Genomic DNA, 15784 nt, shown 5'->3' with positions numbered 1-15784 from the left:
GGGAGGCGGCGTGAAGAACGAGTCGGACCAGGAGCGCGCGGACCGGAACTTCGTGGAACTCCTGCAGGGCGCGCGCGTGGCGGTGACCGGGGTGCAGGTGCTGTTCGCATTCCTGCTGACCGTGCCCTTCTCGCCCGGATTCACCAAGCTGGACCTGGCCGACCGCTGGCTGTTCTACGTGGCGCTGGTCAGCGCCGCTGTCGCGTCGATCTGCTACATCGCGCCGACCGCGCAGCACCGCGTGCTGTTCAGGCAGGGGCGCAAGGAGACGCTGGTACGGCGCTCCAACTTCTACGGCATCGTGGGCGCGCTCGCGCTGGCGATCTCCATGACCACGGCCACCATGCTCGTGATCGACTACCTGTTCGGCCCGGCGCTGAGCTGGACCACGGCGGGGATCCTGGCGGCGCTGGCCCTGTGGACCTGGTTCGGCCAGGCGGCGCTCAACCGGTCGGACGGAGGGGATCAGTCCTCGGGCGGGAGCGACGGAGCGGATCAGTCCTCGGGCGGAAGCTCGGTGTCGTCGTCGGCCCGCTCGCGCGAGTAGGCCGCCCGCGCCACCACGTACGCCGCCACCGACACGGTGATCACCTGCGAGACGCCCGCCAGCAGCAGCGGCCCGGCGTTCGCCCAGGTGGGCCTGTGCAGCCACATGGCCAGCAGCACCAGGAGCACGCCGAGCACCTGCGGTTTGGTGCCGGCGTGCATCCGGTCCAAGGTGGTGCGGAAGCGGACGAGCCCCACCCCGGCCGACAGCGCCAGCGCCGCGCCCAGCAGCAGGCAGGCCGCCGCCGCCACGTCGAGCGCGCTCACCGTTTCCGCCTCATCGTGCCCGCCTCATCGTGCCCGCCTCATCGTGACCGCCTCATCGTGACCGCCCCGAGAAGAACCTGGCCAGCGACACGGACCCGACGAAGCCCAGCAGCGACAGCACCAGCAGGATCGGCAGGTCCGAATAGTCGTCCATGACCACGGCGAACGCCCCGACGACGCACATCGACAGCGAGGTCAGCACGTCGAACGCCACCGCCCGGTCCAGCATCGTGGGCCCGCGCCCCACCCGGTACAGCGTGGCGAGCGCCCCGCACCCGAGCAGCCCGAGCGTCACCAGGTACACCGCCGTCATGGCAGCTCCCGCCCGTCCCCGTACGCCGCCGTCATGGCCGCTCCCGCCTGTCCCGCGTACACCGCCGTCATGGCAGCTCCTGTCTGTCGCGCCAGGTGCCGAAGGCCGCCACGACGCGCGACTCCAGCCCGGCCACGTCCGCCCGCACGGCCTCGGTGACGTCGCCCGGGCGGCCCAGCACGTGCAGCACCAGCTCGCGCTCCGCGGGATAGGCCTCCACCACGAGGCTGCCCGGCACGGTGGACAGCGCGATCATGATCACTACGGTCATGGACTCCGACGACGTGCGCAGCCGTACCCGGACGATCTGGGTGGGCGGCACCCCGGGCCGCACCACCCAGAGCACCACGCGCGCGGTCGAGACCACGAGGTCCCGCCCGAACCAGAGCAGGAAGCCCACCAGCGCCACCGGGTGGATCCTGATGCCCGGGTCGAGGACGGGCAGCGGCAGCAGCGACGTCACCACCAGCCCGGCCACCAGGCCGCCGAGCACGTTGCCGGCCGTCAGGTCGCCCCACAACGTCACCCACACCGCCGCCAGCCAGGCGACCAGCGCCAGCCGGGGCTTCACGGCCGCCTCCCGAGCACGGCCGCGATGTACGGCTCGCGCGCCGACAGCTCGACGGCCGCCCGGTGCGTCAGCGCCGTCAGCGGCCCGGCCAGCACCGTGAACGACAGCCCGATCGCGACCAGCGCCGCCACCGCGGCCGACAGCGCCACCGGCAGCGCGGTCGTCGTGACGGTCGCGTCCTCGCCGGTGTACTCCTCGCTCTCCACGACCGTGCCCACCCGTTCGGCCCGCGGGCCGCGCCAGAACGCCTTGCCCCACGTCTTGGCGACGGCGTACAGGGTGAGCAGGCTGGTCACCAGGCCCGCCACCACGAACACGACGGGCAGGGGGCGGCCGTCGGCCAGGCTCGCCTGCACGAGCAGCAGCTTGCCGAGGAAGCCCGACATGGGCGGGATGCCCGACAGATTCATGGCAGGCACGAAGAACAGCACGGCGAGCAGCGGCGCGGTCGTCATCAGACCGCCCATTCTCGACACCGACGTGGTGCCGGTGCGCCGCTCGACCAGCCCGGTCACCAGGAACAGGCTCGTCTGCACGGTGATGTGGTGGAGCATGTAGAAGATCGCCCCCGCCAGCCCGGCCACCGTGGACAGGCCCACGCCGAACACCATGTAGCCGACGTGGCTGACCAGGGTGAACGAGAGCATCCGCTTGAGGTCGGTCTGCGCGACCGCGCCCAGCACGCCCGTCAGCATCGTGGCCAGCGCCACCCACATGAGCAGCGTGGACACCGGCCCGCCCGGGAACAGCAGCGCCTCCAGCCGGATGATCGAATAGACGCCGACCTTGGTGAGCAGCCCGGCGAACACGGCCGTGGCCGGGGCGGGCGCGGTGGGGTAGGAGTCGGGCAGCCAGGCCGACATCGGGAAGATCGCCGCCTTGATCGCGAAGGCCAGCAGCAGCATCAGCTCCACCAGGATCGCCACCTGGCCGGGCAGCCTGGCGAACCGCTCGGCGAGCTGCGCCATCGACAGGGTCCCTGTGGCGGCGTATGTGACGGCCAGCGCGATCAGGAACAGCATCGACGAGGCGAGGGCCATCAGCGTGTACGTGGCGCCCGCCCGGATCCGCGACTCGGTGCCGCCGAACGTGAGCAGCACATACGAGCCGCTCAGCAGCAGCTCGAAGGCCACGAACAGGTTGAACAGGTCGCCCGACAGGAACGCGTCCGCCACCCCGGCCACCATGACCAGGAAGGCCGGGTGGAAGATCGCCATGGGGGCGTCGTGCTCCTGCTCGGCGTAGGCGTTCGCGACCGAGTAGACCATGACGCAGAACGTCACCGCCGACGACACCAGCAGCACGAGCGTGGACAGGCGGTCGGCCACCAGGCAGATGCCGATCGGCGCCGGCCACCCGCCCAGGTCGGTGACCAGCGGCCCGCGCGCCTCGGCCGCGGCCAGCAGCAGCGCGGACACGACGACCGAGACGGCCAGGGTGGCCAGGCTGATGAGCGACTGCAACCGGCGCAGCCGCCCGCCGATCGCCAGCTTCACGCCGGCGGCCAGGAGCGGCAGCAGCACGGGCACGCACACCAGGCTCTCCATCACCCCCGCCCCACCGGCCCTCCAGACCACCGCGACCCCTCACGGCGGGATGCGCACTCGCCCGCCGTCGCGGGTCGCGGCCCTTTGCAGAGCGCGCAGTGCGCGACCGGCCGCGCACTCCCGCCCCTCCTCCCCCGGTGCATGGGGTCAGTCCTCGCCTTCCAGCTCGGGGTCCCGGGCGAGAGCCTGGCGCTCCCGCTCCTCCCTGATGGCCGCCCGCATCTGCCTGCGCGCATCCCGCTGGCGCGCCTTTAGCCTCCTCCGCAGCGCCCGCTCACTGGCCGCCTGCTCCTCCCGCCCCCGCGTGTACTGCTCCCGCAGCTCCTCGATGCGCTCGAGGTTGTCCATGACCGTGTCGTCCCGGAGCCCGGCCTCCTCGAGGCGCCGGTGCAGGTCCTCCTCCGACAGCCCCTCCTGCCGGCGGTCGCGCATCCACTGCTCGAGCTCGGTGTGCACCCTGTCGATGCGCCGCTCCAGGTCGGCTTCCTGCAGCCGTTCCCGCTCCGCCTGCTCGGCCTCCAGCCGGGCCAGCTCGGCCCGCTGCTCGGCGAGCAGCCGCCGGTAGGCGTTCTGCCTGGCGCGTACGGCGTCGCTCAGCTCGCCGCGGCGGGCGCGCAGGCGCACGCGCCGGTCCTCGGTGTCGTCCTGGACCTCGTCGCTCCCGCACAGCTGCCACGACCGGTGCACCAGGGCCAGCAGGAACGCGGTCACCCCCAGGGTGATCACGATGGCGGTCAGCACCATGGCCTGCGGCAGCGGGTCGGCGATCCCGCGCGCGCCCACGTAGGGCGGGCCGCCCGCGCCGCCGCCCGCGGTGACGATCAGCAGGTTCACGCCGTTGCCCAGGACGATGACGCCGGCCAGCACGCGTACCAGGCTCCGCTCCAGCAGCAGCGTGACCCCGGTGGCGATCATCGCGCAGCAGGCCAGGAACGGCAGCAGGGTGACGGTCACGCGCTCTCCTCGGCGTCGATCTGCCGGTCCAGCTCGGCGCCGAGGCCGCGCAGGAGGTCCTGGACCATGCCGACGACGGACACGTACACGCCGAGGTCGAAGAAGAGCCCGGTGCTCAGGTGCAGGTGTCCTGCCAGCGGCACGGTCACGTCCGTGGCCAGCAGGTCCAGCGCCGCCCGGCCGAACAGCAGCCCGGCCAGCGCCGTGCCGGTCGACAGCGTGAGCCCGACGCCCATGAGCACGCCCGCGTGCACCGGGACGGCGGCGGCCAGCTCGTTCCGCCCGCCCGCCAGGTAGCGCACAGTGATCGCCATCCCGGCCACGATGCCGCCCGCGAACCCGCCGCCGACCGCGCTGTGCCCGGTGAACAGCAGGAACACCGACAGCACGAGCACGGTGTGGAACGTCAGCCTGGCCACCACCTCGAAGGCCAGCGCCCGCTGCCCGCGCGGGAGCCTGGCCGACAGCCAGCGCGTCCGCTCGGCGGGCACGTGCGGGCTCGGCTCGATGTGGTACGACCTGCGCCGCAGGAACACCAGGCTCGTCACGCCCAGGGTCAGCACGATGAGCACCGTGCTCTCGCCCATGGTGTCCCAGGCGCGGATGTCGACGATGAGGGCGCTGACGATGTTCCTGGCCCCCGCCTGCTCGGCCGCCGGCCCCATGAGCGCGCCGATCGGCTGGGCGCTCCGCGCGCCCATCGCCAGCATGCCGGCGCCCGTGACCACCACGGCCACGGCCAGCCCGAGCCCCATCCTGAACCAGAACGGCAGCCGCCCCCTGACCGGTGGGCCGATCGGCAGCCGCCGCAGCACCAGCGCGAACACGACCAGGCTGACCGTCTCGGCCAGGAACTGGGTGAGCGCCAGGTCGGGCGAGCCGTGGACGAGGAACAGCAGCGCCGTGCCGTACCCGATGAGGCCCACGACGACGCCCAGGAGTATGTACGGGCGGGCGAACAGCGCCAGCGCGGCCGAGGCCACGATGAGCCCGGCGACGACGGGCTGCTCGGGGCGCTGCCAGGCGACGACGGGCACGTCGAGGCGGGGCGGGCCGCCGGACACGAGGGAGAACACGCCGACGCCGATCGCGGCGAGCAGGGTGAGCATGAGGTAGTCGGGCACGGATCCGCGCTGGACGAAGCCGGTGAGCTGGATGGCGAAGCGGTCGAGCCGGCGTACGAGCGACCAGAAGACCTGCCCGGAGTCGAGCACGTGCAGCGCCGCCCCGGCCCTGGCCACGGGCTCCCTGGCCAGGAACAGCACCACTCCGGCCGCGACCGACCCGGCCGACAGCAGGAGCGGCCAGGAAAAGCCGCCCCACAGCACAAGGTGCGTGACGTGCCCCTGCTCACGAAAAGTAGCGATATATCCGGACAGCGCGCGGCCGTACCACGGCGCGAACGGCGCCAGCGCCAGGCCGAGCACCGACAGCAGCGCGGCGGGGGCGAACATGGCCGCCGGCACGCGACGCGTCTCCCGCGCCGCCACCCCCGGCTTGTCGCAGAACGCGCCCCACAGGAACCGCAGCGTGTACGCCGCCGTCAACGCCGACCCGGCCACCACGCCCGCCAGCGCGAGCGGCGTGTCCACGAGCGCTTCCAGCGCGGCCTCCTTGCCCGCGAACCCCGCCAGCGGCGGCAGCCCCAGCATCGAGGCCCCGGCCAGCACCGCGACCGCGCACACCCACGGCATCGACCGGCCGACGCCGCTGAGCTCGCGCAGGTCGCGGGTGCCCGCCATGTGGCCGACGATGCCCACCACCAGGAACAGGGCGGCCTTGAACAGCGCGTGCGCCAGCAGCATGGCCGCCCCGGCCAGCGCCGCGCCGCCGGTCCCCGAGCCGAACAGCACCGTGAGGAGGCCGAGCTGACCGACCGTGCCGTAGGCGAGCAGCCGCTTGAGATCCGTCTCGCGCAGCGCCCGCCACCCGCCCAGCAGCATGGTGACCACGCCGAGCGGCACGGCCACCTCGCGCCAGGGCGCCACATCGCCGAGCGCGGGCCCCAGCCTGGCCAGCAGGTACACGCCCGCCTTCACCATGGCGGCCGCGTGCAGGTACGCGGAGACGGGCGTGGGGGCGGCCATGGCGGCCGGCAGCCACGTGCTGAACGGGAAGATCGCCGACTTCGACAGCGCGCCGGCCAGGATGAGCACGACGGCGACGGGATTCACGTGGGGCGGGTGCGCGACGATGTCCGAGATCCGGTAGGTGCCCGCGGCCTGCCCGAGCAGGACGAACCCGGCCAGCATGGCGAGCCCGCCGAACGTGGTGACCCACAGCGCCTTCATCGCCGCCCGCCTGCTCGCCCTGCTCCCGGGGTCGTATCCGATGAGCAGGTAGGAGCAGACGGTGGTCAGCTCCCAGAAGACGTACAGCAGGAGCAGGTTGTCGGCGGCCACCAGCCCCAGCATCGAGCCGGCGAAGCCCGACATGAAGACGCCGTAGCGCCCGAGCCCCTCGTCGCCCCGGGGGAAGTAACGGGCGCTGTAGATCATGATGAGCGCGCCCACGCCGGTGACCAGCGACATCATGAGCACGGCCGGCGCGTCGACGCGGAAGGCCAGCTCCAGCCCGATCGAGGGCGCCCAGGTCCGGCTCTCCCGCACGGGCAGGCCCAGCGCCGTGACGAGGAAGGCGGCGGCGGGAGGGAGCGCGAGCACGGCCAGGGACGCGCGCCTGACCAGCCAGGGAGCGCAGACCGCCGCCACCGCGTGCAGGACCAGCAGCGACTCCATGGGCTCCTCGGGAGGGTATTTCCGACTACGTCCGCCAATCTCTCCCGGCAGAGCCCCGCCCCGGTGCAGGCACGGCCAGGGTTGACCCGAACGACACCAGTCCCACACCGTGGTGTGGGACTGGGAACAGGGTGTTCAGCCCTCGGCCCCGCTTGAGCGGCGTCGCGGTCCGGATGCGACACCCGGGGACGGCTCAGGGCGTGCCGGAAGGAACACCGTGACGGCGACGGAGGCCACGGCGAGCACGGCCATCGCCGCCGCGGGCGAGGTCCGCTGGGCGAGCGCGCCGGCGAGGGCCGCGGCGACGCCCTGCATGGCGATCATGCCGGAGGAGTGCAGGCCGAGCGCGTGCCCGCTCAGCTCGTCCGGGGTCAGCTCCATGAGGCGGTCCTGGAGCAGCAGGGTCGCCGCGTACCCGACCGAGGCGAGCGTGACGGCCACCGCCGCGACCGGGGTCGGCGGGCTCAGGACGAAGATCAGGTACGGGACCGCGAGCAGCAGGTGCAACGGGGTGACGAGGCGTGCCCGCCACGCCGGCGGGATGAATCGCCCGGCCAGCACGTCGCCGGCCAGCATGCCGGCGGCCGCGCAGGCGAACAGGAGGCCGGCGTGCTGGGGGGCGTACGGGACGAAGAGCGACTCGCAGCCGACGACCAGCCCGTTCGGCAACCAGAGGGCGATGTAGACGCGGCGGCGCGGCCTGGACGACCACAGCAGGGCGTTGCTCCGCCAGGTCTCGGCGGGCGAGGGCCGTCCTGTCGCGCGGGGCGGGTGTCTCCTGAGCCCGGCCACGGCGGCGGCCGCCACCAGGTAGAGGGCGGCGCCGGTCAGCAGCGTGCCACGCGGCGACAGGACGGAGACCAGCACGCCACCGACGGCGAACCCGCCGATCTGCATGGCCCCGTTGGCCATGTTGAGCGCGGAGCGGCCCAGCAGGTAACCGCCGCCGGCGAGGATCTCGTTGAGCAGGCCGTACCGGACGCCGCCGCCCAGCGACGCGAGTAAGCCCTGCGCCAGCAGGATCACGAGCATCGCCCACACCGGCAGGCCGGGGATCGACAGGGCGGCGGTGCCGAGCGCGAGGACCAGCGCCAGCCCGGCCAGCGCGGCGCGCGGTGGTAACCGGTCGGCGGCCGACAGCAGCGTCGCCGCCCCGGCCACCTGTGCCAGGGAGGGGCCGAACATCGCCAGCCCGGACAGCAGCGGGTTCCCCGTGGCGGAGTAGACGAGCGTGCCGAGGGCGAGCCCGCTGACCGTCTGAGCCGCCACCTGGGCCGCGGAGGAGACGAAGAGGGGCGTGAACTCCTTAGTGCCGAACAACTCCCGATATGTGCGCATAGGCCGGGAGTCTCGATGGCGGCGGGGCCGGGCCGGTAATGTTTCGCGGGGAGGCGAAACATCGTTGGGCTTCTGGCAGATCAGCGCGGACACGCTGGCGAACGGACGCTTCGTCGTCTCGCCACTGGCTGAGGCCATCGCGACCCTGAAGGCGCTGGAGCGGGGCACGGCCGCGCACCCGGGCGAGCGCGCGTGGCTCGACGCCCACCTGCCCGCCTACCGGGCGCGGCTGGCGGCCGACCCGATCACGGCCCTGCTCGTACGGGCCGCGCTGGGGGCCACCTGGAACGCAGACTTCCTCACCCCCACGCCCACCGGCGAGGAGTCCCCCTTCGAGGAGGAGCTGGCGAGCATCCGCGAGACGCCGCCCGGCCAGGCCCGCGAGAACCTGACCGTGTCGCTCGGTGGCCCGCTCCCGCCCGCCCTGCACCGGTCCGACCTGCCGGAACGCCTTGCCGGCCACGTGGAGTGGGTGTGGCGGGAGTCGGTGCTGCCCTACTGGCCGCGGCGCCGCCGCGTCCTCGAGGCCGACGTCGTCGCCCGCACGGCGCGGCTGAGCCGGGGCGGCTGGGCCGCCGCCCTGGACGGCCTGCGCCCCGGGATGCGCTGGCTCGGGGACGGGCGGCTGCGCATCAACGCCTACGACTACCCGCCGCGGGACCTCTCGGGCGCGCGGCTGATGTTCGTCCCGGTCACGCCCCGCCAGGCGTGGAGCTCATGGGACGACTCGGGCCGCTCCGCGCTGGTGTACCCGTGCTCGGGCACACTGGCCGACACACCGGCCCGGCCGCCCGAGGCGCTGGGCCGCCTGCTGGGCCCCGCCCGGGCCGGCGTCCTCGTGCTGCTGGACTCCCCGAAGAGCACGACCCAGCTCGTGGCCCTCACCGGCCAGGGCCTGGGCTCGGTCGGCCGCCATCTGAAAGTCCTGCTGGAGGCCCGCCTCGTGGGCCGCAGACGCTCGGGCCGCTCGGTGCTCTACTACCGCACGGAGACCGGCGACGTGCTGGTCCGGGCTCAGGAAACCGGTTGACGGGGGCGGGATGATGGCGGTGATGGACGAGCGGCGCATGGTGCGTGTTTCCAAATATCTGGCCCGCCATCTGCGGCACGATCCGCAGCGCATCGGGCTCACGCTGGACGCCCACGGGTGGGTGCCGGTGGACGTGCTGCTGCGGGCCGCCGCCGAGCACGGGTTCCCGATCACGGCCGCGGAGCTGTGGGAGGTCGTCCAGTCCAACGACAAGCGGCGCTACGCCATCGAGGACGGCCGGATCCGGGCCAACCAGGGGCACTCGGTGCCGGTGGACCTCGGCCTGCCCGCCGTCGAGCCGCCCGAGGTGCTCTACCACGGCACCGTGGGCCGGGTCGTCGGGGCGATCAGGGCCGAGGGCCTGCGGCCGATGAACCGGCACCACGTGCACCTGTCGGCCGACCGCCGGACCGCGACCCGCGTGGGCGCCCGGCGGGGTGTCCCCGTGGTGCTGGTGGTGGCCGCCGGGGCGATGCACGCCGACGGCCACGTGTTCCACGTCAGCGCCAACGGGGTGTGGCTGGCCGATCACGTGCCGCCCGGCTACCTCCGGTTCCCCTCCTGACTCCGGGCGAGGAGGGTGTCGCGGGCGGCCATCAACGCGAAGCCGAGCAGGTTGGCGCCGCGCCACGTCGCCGGGGACGCCGCCCGCTCGTCCGCGGCCGCCAGGCCGATGCCCCACACCCGGTCCACGGGGCTCGCCTCCACCAGGACGCGGCCCGCCGTGCCGAGGAGGAACTCCGCCAGCTCCTCGTGCGCCCCGAACTTGGCGACGTTGCCGCGCACCACGATGTCGAAGCTGCGCGCCTCCCACGTCGCCTGGTCGAAGCCCCGCACCGTCCGCCCGAGTGACTTCGCCTCGTTCGGGTGGCCGGCCGCGAGGATCTTGTCCGCGCTCTCCGCGTCCCCGAACAGCCACGCCTTGTGCGCCATCATGTAGTGCTCGGCCGAGGCGTACGTGTGGCCGTCCTCCGTAACGGTCATGGGGAGCATGGCCATACCCTACGAGGCGGCTCTCCCGAGGCGCTCGGAGATTTCGCGCAGCACCGGCACCAGCTCCGGCGGGTCGAGCACCTCGAAGTCGAAGCCCTTGACCGCGATCCAGATCGCCAGCTCGTCCAGCGAATTGGACCCCGCGAGGAACAGGCACGTCCCCGCGTCCACCGCCTCCAGCCGCCCCGCCCCCGGCGACGTGCGTGGGGCGACCGCCTCCAGGGGCGCGTGGAAGAGGATGCGGGCCTGGTAGCGGTAGGGCGCGGAGGTGATGGCGCGCGACACGTACGTGGCCGCGTCCTGCTCCGGCACCGGACGCGGCGTGAACCGCGCGCCCTGCTCCCCCAGCGGGCCCTCGACGCGGTCCACGCGGAACGTCCGCCAGTCCTCCTTGGCCACGTCCCAGGCCAGCAGGTACCAGCGGCGGGGCGTGTGCACGAGCCGGTGGGGCTCCACCTCGCGCGTCGCGACCCCGTCCCGGCCCCGGTAGCGCAGCCGCAGGCGGCGGTGGTCCCGGCAGGCGGCGGCGAGACCGGTGAGCACGTCGGCGCTCACCGGCGGTGCCGCCGCGCCCGCGAGCGGCACCGTGGCCTCCTGGAACGCGCTCACCCGGTGCCGCAGCCGCGACGGGAGCACCTGCTGCAGCTTGGCCAGCGCCCGCAGCGCCCCCTCCCCCAGCCCCGCCACGCTGCCGGTCGCGGCCGTCCGCAGGCTGATCGCCACGGCCACCGCCTCCTCGTCGTCGAGCAGCAGCGGCGGCAGCGCCGCCCCGACACCGAGCCGGTAGCCGCCGGCCACGCCGGGGGTCGCGTTGACGGGATAGCCGAGCTCGCGCAGCCGGTCGATGTCACGCCGCACGGTACGCAGGCCGACCTCGAGCCGTTCGGCCAGCTCGGCGCCGGTCCAGTCCATGCGCGACTGGAGCAGGGACAGCAGGCGGAGCAGCCGCGCCGAAGTCTCCAACATGACGGCCATTCTGCCCGCCATCGGTGCCAGGACCTGTCACCAATCCCTCCTACTGTCGCAGACATGACGAACACCGCCATCACGCCGTACCGCATCGACATCCCCCAGGCCGACCTCGACGACCTGCGCGACCGGCTCCGGCGTACGCGCTGGGCCCCCGAGCTGCCCGGCACCGGCTGGGAGCGCGGCGTGCCCACCGGCTACCTGCGTGCCCTCGCCGAGTACTGGGCCGACGGCTTCGACTGGCGCGCCGAGGAGGCGGCGCTGAACGCGTACGCGCAGTTCACCACCGCGATCGACGGCGCCGGCGTGCACTTCCTGCACGTCCGCTCGGCCGTGCAGGACGCCACCCCGCTGCTGCTCCTGCACGGCTGGCCCGGCTCGGTCGTCGAGTTCCTCGACCTGATCGGCCCGCTCACCGACCCGGCGGCGCACGGCGGCTCCGCCGCCGACGCCTTCCACCTGGTGATCCCGTCGCTGCCCGGCTACGGCTTCTCCGGCCCGCTGCCCGGCCCCGGCTGGACGGACGGCCGCACGGCCGCCGCGCTCGTCGAGCTGATGTCCAGGCTGGGGTACGACCGGTACGGCGTGCAGGGCGGGGACGTCTCCGCCTTCATCGCGCCCCTCATGGGGCGGGCCGCGCCGGACCACGTCATCGGCGTGCACGTCAACGGGCTGCTCACCTTCCCGGACCCGGCCGTGATGGGGTCGCTGACGGAGGCCGAGCAGGCGCGGCTGGCCGGGATGAAGGAGTGGCAGGACAAGCTCGGGGCGTACATGCAGCTGCACGGGACCCGGCCGCAGACCATCGCCGCCTCGCTGCACGACTCGCCGTCCGGGCAGCTCGCCTGGATCGTGGAGAAGTTCAAGGACTGGACGGATCCGGCGGCGAAGCTGCCCGAGGACGCCGTGGACCGGGACCGCATCCTCACCGACGTCAGCATCTACTGGTTCACGCAGACGGCGGGCTCGACGGCGCACACGTACTACGAGCGGTTCAACGACTTCAGCATGTGGGGGCCGCGGGAGCGCGGCACGGTGCCCACCGCGGTGGCCGTCTTCCCCACGGACTTCTCGGTGCGGCCGCTGGCCGAGCGGGCGCACAACATGGTGCGCTGGTCCGAGTTCGGCCAGGGCGGCCACTTCGCGGCGCTGGAGACGCCATACGTGCTGGTGGCCGACCTGCGGGAGTTCTTCCGGTCACTGACCTGACGGCGCTCAGGGCAGCTCGGCGAAGCGCTCGACCTCCTCGGTCCGCCCGGAGACGAGCACGACGTCGCCGTAGGACAGCTCGGTCTCGGCGGTGGCGTACGTGAACTCCTCTCCGGGCGGCTTGACGGCCACGATCGTGACGCCGTACTTGCGGCGCAGGTTGGACCGGCCGAGGGGGACGCCGACGTACTCCTTGGGCGGGCTGGTCTTGGCCAGCGCGAAGTTCTCGTCCACCTGCATGTAGTCGAGCATCCGCCCGCTCACCAGGTGGGCCACCCGCTCGCCCATGTCGTGCTCGGGGAAGACCACGTGGTGGGCGCCGATGCGGCTCAGGATGCGGCCGTGCTGGGTGCTGATCGCCTTGGCCCAGATGTCGTTGATCTCCAGCTCGACCAGCAGCGACGTGGTCAGGATGCTGGCCTCGATGTCGCCGCCGACGGCCACCACCGCCTGGTAGAAGTCCGGCACGCCGAGCTGGCGCAGCGCCTCCATGTCGGTGGCGTCCGCGGTCGCGATCTGGGTGATCCGCCCGGCCAGGCTCTGCGTGATCTTGGCCCGGTGGTCGATGGCCAGCACCTCGGTGCCGCGCCGGGTCAGCTCCAGCGCCAGCGACGTGCCGAACCGGCCCAGGCCGATGACCACCACAGGGTTGTTCTCAGCCAACGATGACTCGCTCCTCGGGTAGCTCGTAGTGGCGGGAGCGCCGGTTGAGGGCCAGCGCGGAGCCCATGGTGAGCGGGCCGATCCTGCCGATGAACATCAGCACCGCGAGCAGCAGGTGGCCGGCCGTGCCCAGGCTCGCGGTGATGCCGGTGGACAGGCCCGCCGTGCCGAACGCCGCGACCACCTCGAACAGCACCTGGTCCAGGCCGTGCGGGGTGAGGGCGAGCAGCACGTACGTGGAGACGGCGACCAGCGCGACGCCCAGCACCGTGATCGTGACGGCCTGGCGCTGCGTGGCCTCCGGGAGCCTGCGGTGGCCGATGTTCACCCGGCTCTCGCCGCGCATCTCGGCCCAGACGACGAACGCCAGCAGCCCCAGTGTGGTGACCTTGAGCCCGCCCGCCGTGCCCGCGCTGCCCCCGCCGATGAACATCAGCAGGTCGGTGGCCAGCCAGCTCGACGGGTACATCTGGGCGATGTCCAGCGTGTTGAACCCGGCCGAGCGTGGCATGACCGCGGTGAAGAACGCCGCCAGCAGCTTGCCGGGATCGTCGAGCGCGCCCAGTGTCCTGGGGTTGCGCCATTCGGTCATCAGGAAGACGAGCGTGCCCAGCACCAGCAGGGTCACGGTCACGCCCACGGTGACCCGGGTCAGCACCGTCCACTTGTGCGGGCGCCGCCAGGTCCGGGCCAGCTCGAACACCACGGGGAAGCCCAGCCCGCCGACGATGACCGCGATCGCGACGGTCAGGCAGATCCACGGGTCGGTGACGAACCGCATGAGGTTGTCCGGCCAGAGGGCGAAGCCGGCGTTGTTGAACGCCGTGACCGAGTGGAACGCGCCGAGGTAGGCGGCACGGCCCAGCGGCTCGCCGTACCCGATCATGAACCGGCCGGTGAGCAGGACGGCGGCGACGGCCTCGCAGGCGAGGCTGAACATGACCACCTTGCGCACGACGCGGCGCACGTCGCTCATGCTCAGCGTCTTGGTCTCCGCCTGCGCCGCGATCCTGGCCCGCAGCCCCAGCCGGCCGGAGACGAGCAGCGTGAACAGGGTGGCCATCGTCATGATGCCCAGCCCGCCCACCTGCACCAGCCCGGCGATCACCACCTCGCCGAACACCGACCAGTGCGACTCGGTGTCCACGATCACCAGCCCGGTGACGCAGACGGCCGAGGTGGCGGTGAACAGGGCCACCACCCAGTCCGCGGGATCGCGCTCGGTGGTGGAGACGGGCAGGGCCAGGAGCACCGTGCCCAGCGTGATGGCCAGCCCGAACCCGGCGGCCACGACCTGGGCGGGGTGCCGGAAACGGGTTAAGAACGGCGGCAGCACGCTCATCACCGGGCCCAGCCGCACAGGTCTCGCATCGAGAACGCCTCCCCCGTCGAACTCCAGCCGGCAACCCCTGCCGACCAGACTTCCCGGCGCACCGCGCACTACCGTAACAGGCCCGGGCGGCGCCAGCGCACTTACGCCTCCTTGACGCGAAAGCCACTCTTTCTCTACGCCCTCCAGTGACAAGAGGGCGGCGAAGTAGGGTGGATCACGGAGGCCACTGATGCGCGCACGCGATCTCGCCGTCGAGTTCCCGACGGTCACCCTCGACACCCCGGCGCTCGAGGCGGCCAAGCTGCTGGCCGAGCAGGACCTGCCGGGGCTCATCCTGGTCGACCAGGACGGCCGCCCCCTCAGCATCCTGCCCGGCACCCAGGTGCTGCGCCTCGCGGTCCCGGCCTACTGCCAGGACGATCCGGCGCTGGCCCGGGTGGTGGACGAGGCACACGCCGACCTGTTCCTGCGGCGGCTCGGGGGCAGGACGGTGCGGGAGTGCCTGCCCGAGCAGCCACGGGAGCTGCCGGTGGCCGACATGAAGGCCACCGTGCTGGAGCTGGCCGCGTTGATGGCCCGTACGCGTAGCCCGCTGGTGGCCGTGGTGGACGGCGAGCGGCTGGTGGGGGCGGTCACGCTGCAGTCGCTCCTGGACCACGTGCTGGAGCTCTGAGGCAGGCTCCCGCGGGGGTCGCGGATGTGGAGGAATGATTTAAAGAAACGTTACCCGACCAGGGGTGTTGGCGTGACGGAGCGGGCAGGTGATCAATATCCACACCTCTCTTCGAGACGAGAAAGGTGGTGTGCGACATGGCTGACCAGCCGACGCGTCCGACGTTCGACATGGACCAGCACCCTGACATAGCCGCGCTCCGCGCTCGCTACGACTGGGTTTCCCAAAGACCTTCAGGGCAGTCCGTCAGCGGACTCGCCTTCCTGAGCGGCCTCTACCTGGCCATCTCGCCATGGGTGGTGGGCATGTTCGGCCACACAACCCTGACCGTCAACAACCTCGTCACCGGAATCGCGGTGGCGCTGGTGGGGGCCGGGATCGCCTCGGCTTACGGCCGTATACATGGCATCACCTGGGTCATGCCGATCATCGGCGTCTGGACCGTCATCGCCCCATGGGTGCTGCCTCCACACTCGGCCAGCACCGCTTCCATCGTCAGCAATGTGATCACGGGGGCGATCATCCTCGCAACCGGCCTGGCCTGCGCCGCGCTCGGCTTCATGTCCACCCGACGACGCTGAGCGCGCGATGGCGGAGGGCGGCGCGTCAGTGTACGGCGGCCCTCCGCCGGGTCCGTGGC

General features: G+C 72.7%; 17 protein-coding genes. 6 read left to right on the top strand and 11 right to left on the bottom strand.

Translation table 11 applies throughout. The annotated features are described in order from the left end of the window. The first annotated feature begins 10 nt into the window (after nt 1–10). Nucleotides 11–547, top strand: a complete 537-nt coding sequence (locus ACIBVN_RS45045) for a DUF6328 family protein (protein WP_397146438.1) — start codon at nt 11–13, stop codon at nt 545–547. Here ACIBVN_RS45045 and mnhG read toward each other — a convergent pair. From mnhG to ACIBVN_RS45010, 7 genes are all read right to left on the bottom strand, one after another. Further along, nucleotides 496–813 carry a monovalent cation/H(+) antiporter subunit G gene (gene mnhG, locus ACIBVN_RS45040; RefSeq protein ID WP_349457511.1) on the bottom strand — a complete coding sequence of 106 codons (318 nt, stop codon included), beginning with the start codon at nt 811–813 and terminating at the stop codon, nt 496–498. The two genes, ACIBVN_RS45045 and mnhG, sit on opposite strands and share 52 nt — an antisense overlap. 52 nt (nt 814–865) lie before the next feature. Next, complete coding sequence (locus ACIBVN_RS45035) at nt 866–1126, bottom strand: monovalent cation/H+ antiporter complex subunit F (RefSeq protein ID WP_397146437.1); 261 nt, start codon at nt 1124–1126, stop codon at nt 866–868. Between the two features lie 67 nt (nt 1127–1193). Further along, a complete protein-coding gene (locus ACIBVN_RS45030; RefSeq protein ID WP_397146436.1) occupies nt 1194–1697 on the bottom strand; it encodes a Na+/H+ antiporter subunit E in 504 nt (167 codons plus the stop codon). After that, entirely contained in the window at nt 1694–3244 is a 1551-nt protein-coding gene (locus ACIBVN_RS45025; RefSeq protein WP_397146488.1) for a Na+/H+ antiporter subunit D, read from the bottom strand. The genes ACIBVN_RS45030 and ACIBVN_RS45025 overlap by 4 nt, the downstream gene beginning before the upstream one ends. Before the next feature lie 147 nt (nt 3245–3391). Beyond that, nucleotides 3392–4198: a Na(+)/H(+) antiporter subunit C gene (locus ACIBVN_RS45020; RefSeq protein ID WP_397146435.1), complete on the bottom strand. Its 807-nt coding sequence runs from the start codon at nt 4196–4198 to the stop codon at nt 3392–3394. Beyond that, complete coding sequence (locus ACIBVN_RS45015) at nt 4195–6936, bottom strand: Na+/H+ antiporter subunit A (RefSeq protein ID WP_397146434.1); 2742 nt, start codon at nt 6934–6936, stop codon at nt 4195–4197. Before ACIBVN_RS45015 ends, ACIBVN_RS45020 begins: the two co-directional genes overlap by 4 nt. A 135-nt stretch (nt 6937–7071) precedes the next feature. Continuing rightward, nucleotides 7072–8274: an MFS transporter gene (locus tag ACIBVN_RS45010; RefSeq protein ID WP_397146433.1), complete on the bottom strand. Its 1203-nt coding sequence runs from the start codon at nt 8272–8274 to the stop codon at nt 7072–7074. A gap of 64 nt (nt 8275–8338) precedes the next feature. On the opposite strand from ACIBVN_RS45010, the gene ACIBVN_RS45005 reads away from it, so the two are divergent. Together ACIBVN_RS45005 and ACIBVN_RS45000 are read left to right on the top strand one after the other, a co-directional pair. Continuing rightward, nucleotides 8339–9304: an ArsR/SmtB family transcription factor gene (locus ACIBVN_RS45005; RefSeq protein ID WP_397146432.1), complete on the top strand. Its 966-nt coding sequence runs from the start codon at nt 8339–8341 to the stop codon at nt 9302–9304. Between the two features lie 22 nt (nt 9305–9326). Beyond that, complete coding sequence (locus ACIBVN_RS45000) at nt 9327–9869, top strand: RNA 2'-phosphotransferase (RefSeq protein WP_397146431.1); 543 nt, start codon at nt 9327–9329, stop codon at nt 9867–9869. On the opposite strand, the gene ACIBVN_RS44995 is transcribed toward ACIBVN_RS45000, so the two are convergent. Both ACIBVN_RS44995 and ACIBVN_RS44990 read right to left on the bottom strand, forming a co-directional pair. After that, on the bottom strand, nt 9848–10297 hold the full coding sequence (locus ACIBVN_RS44995) for an NADAR family protein (RefSeq protein WP_397146430.1): 450 nt from the start codon (nt 10295–10297) through the stop codon (nt 9848–9850). The genes ACIBVN_RS45000 and ACIBVN_RS44995 overlap by 22 nt on opposite strands. A 9-nt stretch (nt 10298–10306) precedes the next feature. Then, entirely contained in the window at nt 10307–11263 is a 957-nt protein-coding gene (locus tag ACIBVN_RS44990) for a helix-turn-helix transcriptional regulator (RefSeq protein ID WP_397146429.1), read from the bottom strand. A gap of 63 nt (nt 11264–11326) precedes the next feature. Here ACIBVN_RS44990 and ACIBVN_RS44985 point away from each other — a divergent pair, with 63 nt between their 5' ends. Continuing rightward, the gene (locus ACIBVN_RS44985) at nt 11327–12475 is read left to right on the top strand and encodes an epoxide hydrolase family protein (protein ID WP_397146428.1); all 1149 of its coding nucleotides are present in this window, start codon (nt 11327–11329) and stop codon (nt 12473–12475) included. Between the two features lie 6 nt (nt 12476–12481). Here ACIBVN_RS44985 and ACIBVN_RS44980 read toward each other — a convergent pair whose 3' ends face one another. Both ACIBVN_RS44980 and ACIBVN_RS44975 read right to left on the bottom strand, forming a co-directional pair. Continuing rightward, nucleotides 12482–13138 (bottom strand): potassium channel family protein, encoded by a 657-nt coding sequence (locus tag ACIBVN_RS44980; RefSeq protein WP_397146427.1) that lies wholly within the window; start codon nt 13136–13138, stop codon nt 12482–12484. Beyond that, nucleotides 13131–14480, bottom strand: coding sequence for a TrkH family potassium uptake protein (locus ACIBVN_RS44975; RefSeq protein ID WP_397146487.1), 1350 nt, complete (start codon nt 14478–14480; stop codon nt 13131–13133). The genes ACIBVN_RS44980 and ACIBVN_RS44975 overlap by 8 nt, the downstream gene beginning before the upstream one ends. A 220-nt stretch (nt 14481–14700) precedes the next feature. On the opposite strand from ACIBVN_RS44975, the gene ACIBVN_RS44970 reads away from it, so the two are divergent. Beyond that, nucleotides 14701–15144, top strand: coding sequence for a CBS domain-containing protein (locus ACIBVN_RS44970; protein WP_397146426.1), 444 nt, complete (start codon nt 14701–14703; stop codon nt 15142–15144). Nucleotides 15145–15281: 137 nt separating this feature from the next. Beyond that, nucleotides 15282–15725: an SPW repeat protein gene (locus tag ACIBVN_RS44965; protein WP_397146425.1), complete on the top strand. Its 444-nt coding sequence runs from the start codon at nt 15282–15284 to the stop codon at nt 15723–15725. Nucleotides 15726–15784: the final 59 nt, after the last annotated feature.

The sequence above is a fragment of the Nonomuraea sp. NPDC049400 genome (genome assembly GCF_044466425.1).
Taxonomy (GTDB): Bacteria; Actinomycetota; Actinomycetes; order Streptosporangiales; family Streptosporangiaceae; genus Nonomuraea.
This window is presented reverse-complemented; position numbering and strand designations above follow the sequence as displayed.

What these genes read in the sequence shown, in the direction of transcription:
- ACIBVN_RS45025 (WP_397146488.1), bottom strand. Translation starts at nt 3,244, where the DNA reads ATGGAGAGCCTGGTGTGCGTGCCCGTGCTGCTGCCGCTCCTGGCCGCC.
- ACIBVN_RS45035 (WP_397146437.1), bottom strand. Translation starts at nt 1,126, where the DNA reads ATGACGGCGGTGTACCTGGTGACGCTCGGGCTGCTCGGGTGCGGGGCG.
- ACIBVN_RS44970 (WP_397146426.1), top strand. Translation starts at nt 14,701, where the DNA reads ATGCGCGCACGCGATCTCGCCGTCGAGTTCCCGACGGTCACCCTCGAC.
- ACIBVN_RS44975 (WP_397146487.1), bottom strand. Translation starts at nt 14,480, where the DNA reads ATGAGCGTGCTGCCGCCGTTCTTAACCCGTTTCCGGCACCCCGCCCAG.
- ACIBVN_RS44965 (WP_397146425.1), top strand. Translation starts at nt 15,282, where the DNA reads ATGGCTGACCAGCCGACGCGTCCGACGTTCGACATGGACCAGCACCCT.
- ACIBVN_RS44990 (WP_397146429.1), bottom strand. Translation starts at nt 11,263, where the DNA reads ATGTTGGAGACTTCGGCGCGGCTGCTCCGCCTGCTGTCCCTGCTCCAG.
- ACIBVN_RS44995 (WP_397146430.1), bottom strand. Translation starts at nt 10,297, where the DNA reads ATGCTCCCCATGACCGTTACGGAGGACGGCCACACGTACGCCTCGGCC.
- ACIBVN_RS45010 (WP_397146433.1), bottom strand. Translation starts at nt 8,274, where the DNA reads ATGCGCACATATCGGGAGTTGTTCGGCACTAAGGAGTTCACGCCCCTC.
- ACIBVN_RS45000 (WP_397146431.1), top strand. Translation starts at nt 9,327, where the DNA reads ATGGACGAGCGGCGCATGGTGCGTGTTTCCAAATATCTGGCCCGCCAT.
- ACIBVN_RS44985 (WP_397146428.1), top strand. Translation starts at nt 11,327, where the DNA reads ATGACGAACACCGCCATCACGCCGTACCGCATCGACATCCCCCAGGCC.
- ACIBVN_RS45015 (WP_397146434.1), bottom strand. Translation starts at nt 6,936, where the DNA reads ATGGAGTCGCTGCTGGTCCTGCACGCGGTGGCGGCGGTCTGCGCTCCC.